Consider the following 4590-nt stretch of genomic DNA (forward strand, 5'->3'; position numbering starts at 1 on the left):
GCGTCTGGCGCATCGCCTGCGCGATCACGTTGTAGAAATGCGCACTGCCCTCGATCTCCGAACCGCTCCGCGAGAAGCGGATCCACGCCTCGTGCAGAAGCGCGGTTGGATTGACCGTGACGGCACCGCCAGAGCGGCGCAGATGCGCGCGCGCGATCCGCTTGAGCTCGTCGTACACGAGGGTGAACAGCCGGTCGTGTGCCGCCGCCTCGCCACGATCCAGCGCGGCCAGCAATGCGGTCACATCGGGCCGGTCGGCACGCACCTGTTCCGCCATGGGTTTCCCTCGATTCCAGCGCGAGTGTAACGCGGGCTTTGCCGACGCGTGGCCCCTTTTCGATCGATTCCCGTAATCCAGAGACAGCCGCCGCTGTGTGCCGGCGACACCGCCTTCCATCCACGTTCCGGAGATTCGACATGAATTCGCTCAACCTCGTCCTCACCGCCGCCGCACTCGCGTTTACCGCTGCGGCGAACGCGACCGACGGCGCCAAGGACATCACGTTCGGCAGCAACGGCGTCGGTTACGCCCACAACCACGGCGTCGTCGGTGCAGCCAGCCCGATCGTGCTGCCGGACGGCAAGGTGATCGTCTGCGATGCGCGGGCCGACGAGGGCCTTTCATCCGGCCAGGACATGCTGGTTGTACGGTTCAATGCAGACGGTTCGCTCGACACGAGCTTCAGCTTCGATGGTCGGGTCGTCATCGATTTCACGAGCCCCGCGGGATTCGACGCGTGCCACGCGCTCGCCGTGCAGGCGGACGGCAAGATCGTCGTCGTCGGCGACGCGTATCCCTCCGGCAGCGCTGGCTCCGACTTCGGCATTGCGCGCCTCAATCCGGACGGCACGCTCGATTCCACGTTCGGCAGCGGCACCGGCAAGGTCACCGTCGGATTCCAGCTCGGAGCCGGCGACGGCGAGTCGGCCCAGAACGTCGCGCTCCAGCCGGACGGCAGAATCGTCGTCAGCGGGTACGCATCGACGCAGGACACCAGCACCGACTTCGCGATTGCGCGCCTGCTGCCCGATGGAACGATGGATTCGTCGTTCAATCTGACCGGTCGCGTCACGATCGACTTCGCCCGGGCCACTCCGAATGCCGCTGCGGATGTCGGTCACGGCCTGGCGATCGACGCGCAGGGTCGCATCCTCGTCTCGGGCGCCGCAGGCACCGATGGACAAGGCGACGAGTTCGCGATTGCGCGCCTGTTGCCGAATGGCACGCTCGACAACGACTTCAACGGCAGTGGACGCCTGACGATCCCGCTGAGCCAGGCTCCCAGCGGAATCGCGGTCGGGACAGGGCTCCTGCAGCAGCGCGACGGCCGCATCGTGGTGTTCGGCGGCGTCGACATGTCGACCAACGCAACCGTCGACTACGACATGGCCATGGTGCGTCTGTTTCCGGACGGAAGCCTCGACCCCGGCTTCGGGTTCGGCGGCAAGACCATCGTCGCGTTCAACCAGATTCCGAAAGGCACCGATGTCATCACGTCCGTCGTCGAGCAGGGCAACGGCAAGCTCGTCGCGGTCGGATATGCGGCCACGGCGGTCAATGCAACGAAAGCGCTGGCTGCAGCCGTGCGCTTCAACGTCGACGGATCGCTCGACAGCGGCTTCGGCAACAGCGGAAAGAAAACCTACGACCTGCAGCTGACGTCGCCGTCGCTGCAACTGTTCAACGGCGTCGCGTTGCAGGGCACGCAGCTGATCGTGTCCGGCGGCGTGATCACCGCCGACGGCACCGCGGATGACTTCGTCACGCGCCTCTCGATCGACTCGATCTTTGCAGACAGCTTTTGAGTTCCTCCAATTACACAGTCTTCCCCTTTTTCTCTGACCCCAGGACTTCCCTCCATGAACACCCAAGCTTTTCGAGTTCCCGCGTTCCGACGAACGATCCTCGCCCAGGGCTTGTTGCTCGCGCTGTCCCTCGGCGCGAACGCAGGCGCCAGCGATGCGCGTATCGACTCCCTGTCGGCGACGCCACCGGCCATCGCAGCGTGGACGGGCGACGGTCCCTCGCGCCGCACCGCTCTCGACGCGACCTCGCGCGACTTCCGCGCCGTGCGCAGCCAGCATGCGGCGGTCCTTCCTCCACCCGGAAGTGTCGGGATGACCAACTGCAACGACGCCGGACCCGGCAGCCTGCGCGAAGTCATCACGAATGCGGTTTCCGGTGACACCATCGACCTGACGTCCGTGGGCTGCAGCGCGATCACCCTCACGACCGGCGCGCTGATCGTCACCCAGAACCAACTCAAGCTGCAGGGCCCGACCGACGGCTTCACGATCGGCGCGGACGACCAGTCCCAGGTGCTCGCGCATTTTGGAAACGCGTATCTCACGCTCGATCACATGAGCATCCAGAACGGTGCGAAATACCTGACCTCACCCGATGCCTCCGACGCGCGCGGCGGCTGCATCTTCTCCACGGGTATCGTCGGGCTGCTGTACTCGGAAGTCACGCATTGCGCTGCAGGCACAGTGGGGCCGACCAGTGCCGCGCGTGGTGGAGCGATTTATGCGAGCGGCGGCGTGGTGCTCAGCGCAAGTCTGGTGGGCGACGCGAGAGCACTCTCCATGACCGACTCGGCGGGTGGCGCGATCAGCTCTCCGGCGGCAGTTGCGCTGATCAACAGCGTTGTGACGCAAGGAGTCGCGCAGGCACAGAGTGGCGAGGCGCACGCGGGCGGCGTCGACGCGGGTGGCGAATTCATCGCGCAATCAGCGGCCGTGCTGCAGAACTTCGCGGTCACCCAGGACTATCTCGGATCGGCTGGCGGCGTTCGCGCACAAGGCGACGTCGATATCATCAATTCCTCGTTCGCGCTCAACGCATCGATCACCGGCGGCGGCATCGAGATGCGCGGAAGCGGGTTTTCGCGATCGATCAGGAACAGCACGATTGCCGGCAACATCGGCCCGGGTGTCGCGGGAATTCTTGCTGCAGGTTCCGACGTGAAGATCGCCAACAGCTCCATCGCGTGGAACGTGAAGCAATTGCCGGGCACGGGTTCGGGGTTGTTTGCCGAAGGCGTCGACATCGAGTTGCAGAGCACGCTGATCGCGTTCAACGGAGATCCCGAGACGGCAACGTATTCCGACGTCGACGGCGGCGGAACGCTGTCGGGCAGCCACAACCTGATCCACACCGGCCATGTCAGCGCACCATCCGACACGATCCAGAACGTCGATCCGCTGATCGTTCCGGCCATCCTCGACATGAGCCGCGTCATCATCCAGTTGAAGCCGGGAAGTCCCGCGATCAACGGCGGCAGCAATCCGTGGTCGCTTGATTTCGATCAACGCGGGGTTGGCTTCCCGCGTGAGATCGGCGCCTCCACCGACATCGGCTCGTACGAGTTCGATCTCGGCGATCTCGTGTTCGCCAACAGCTTCGATTGATTGCCACGAGCGCCGGCCGCGAAGAACGCGTCCGGCCTACGGTGCTCCCGTCGGCTGGACGACCAGAGGTCGGCCGGCGGAGGCGCACGATCAACGGAGAGCGCCGGCCGCAGACAACGCGTCCGGCCTGCGGGGTTCAGCGTCGTGGGCTGGACGACCGCAGGTCGGCCGGAACGGGCATGGCGATTGGCTTGTTCGGGATTCATTCCTGCAACATTTCGCGGCGCGGTCCTACCCCAGTCCCCCTGGTAAACGCCCGCCCGCACGAAGCGCGCAAACGTCGACGCGCACCAATCCCCCGGCGATTCGACGTATCCGTGCTTTACCGGGTTGTAGTGCACGTAATCCACATGCCCCGCGAAATTCGCTTCGTCGCGAATGCGGTGCTCCCAGAATCGCGGTTGCCAGATTTGCTTCGGCGCAACCGCAGATGTGTTGCGCAGGTCGATCGTGAATCGCTTTTTGATCAACTCCCATCGAAGCGAGAAGTCGTCGTCCCTGGGCGGCAAGCGCCAGACGCAATGAAGATGGTCGGGCATGACAACCATCGCGATGGTTTCAAACGAATGGGTTGTGCGTGTCCTTCGCATCGCAGCGCCGAGAAGCCGCACGTGACCGTCTGCCTCGAAGCACGGCCATCGACCGGCCGTGACCACGGTGAAGAAGTATGTTTCGCCCTTTTCATGGACGCGTTGGTAGCGACGCATTGCGATGACCCCGGCAAAGCCATGACCATCGCGCGAACGCGCCGCAGCGGGAAACCGCGACGTGTCTACTCGGTGTGTGCGATATCCACGCCAAGGGCGAGAAGCGCCGGCCGCAAAACGCGCGTCCGGCCTACGGACGCACGCTGACGTCGCAGGCGCACGTGCACGAGGGAGAAGCAACGCCCGACCCGTGTCGACGTCGTAGGCCGGACGACCGAAGGTCGGCCGGCAAAGGCGATCAAGGAAGCGACTGCGCTGGATACGTTCGATGTTGTAGGCCGGACGACCAACGGTCGGCCGGCAAGGGCGCACAAGTTGTGAAACCGACGAGCAGACCCTCAGTCGCCATACCCCACCGCCGCATGCCCTTCGGGCACCACGACGACGTAATCGTATGCAAACACCAGCTGCGCGAAACCCTCACCGCCTTCCTTGCGTGCGGCACGCTCGCTGCGAAGCGCTCGCAAGTCGA

Annotated in this window: 3 protein-coding genes; 2 read left to right on the plus strand and 1 reads right to left on the minus strand. The window is 64.7% G+C overall.

Annotation, left to right across the window (positions count from 1 at the left end; translation table 11 throughout):
* Positions 1 to 277 (minus strand): ECF-type sigma factor (locus ABIV12_RS16970; RefSeq protein ID WP_348061532.1); only part of this gene is annotated, 277 nt, incomplete at its 3' end.
* Between the two features lie 140 nt (positions 278 to 417).
* On the opposite strand from ABIV12_RS16970, the gene ABIV12_RS16975 reads away from it, so the two are divergent.
* Together ABIV12_RS16975 and ABIV12_RS16980 are read left to right on the plus strand one after the other, a co-directional pair.
* Positions 418 to 1806 (plus strand): hypothetical protein, encoded by a 1389-nt coding sequence (locus ABIV12_RS16975; RefSeq protein ID WP_348061534.1) that lies wholly within the window; start codon positions 418 to 420, stop codon positions 1804 to 1806.
* A 54-nt stretch (positions 1807 to 1860) separates the two neighbouring features.
* Positions 1861 to 3411, plus strand: coding sequence for a choice-of-anchor Q domain-containing protein (locus tag ABIV12_RS16980; protein ID WP_348061536.1), 1551 nt, complete (start codon positions 1861 to 1863; stop codon positions 3409 to 3411).
* Positions 3412 to 4590: the final 1179 nt, after the last annotated feature.

Origin of the sequence: Dokdonella sp. (assembly GCF_039926425.1) — a bacterium.
In the GTDB taxonomy this organism is placed as follows: Bacteria; Pseudomonadota; Gammaproteobacteria; order Xanthomonadales; family Rhodanobacteraceae; genus Dokdonella_A.